Below are 286 nucleotides of genomic sequence, written 5' to 3'. Positions count from 1 at the left end.
TGTGCCAACCCAATGCGCCGTATGCAAAATATCGCGTCCGGCAACCGAAAACCCGCGGATATTTCCGATTGATGGATCAAGAGCAAGCGAGACATCCCCTGCTCTTATGCGCATCCATGCTTCCATCGCGTCAGCCTTTAAAACCAGTCGCGACGACAAACTTTTCGGAACTGTCAGACCGCGACGCAGGCGGCTTAACGTGCATCACCTTGGTAAAGCGTTGCTTGAGAATTTTTTGCAGATCGGCTTCAGCGCCACCAGCCAAAACTTTGGCCACGAATGTGCC

1 protein-coding gene is annotated in these 286 nt (G+C 52.8%); it reads right to left on the bottom strand.

Going from position 1 to position 286, the window contains the following annotated elements:
* Nucleotides 1–130 precede the first annotated feature (130 nt).
* The gene (locus KDM90_RS18495; protein WP_369123435.1) at nt 131–277 is read right to left on the bottom strand and encodes an SAM-dependent methyltransferase; all 147 of its coding nucleotides are present in this window, start codon (nt 275–277) and stop codon (nt 131–133) included.
* Nucleotides 278–286 lie beyond the last annotated feature (9 nt).

This window comes from Affinundibacterium fentianense, from assembly GCF_018139545.1.
Lineage (GTDB): Bacteria > Pseudomonadota > Gammaproteobacteria > Burkholderiales > Burkholderiaceae_D > Undibacterium > Undibacterium fentianense.
Note: the sequence above shows the minus strand (reverse complement) of the source record. Positions and strands in the feature narration are given on the sequence as shown.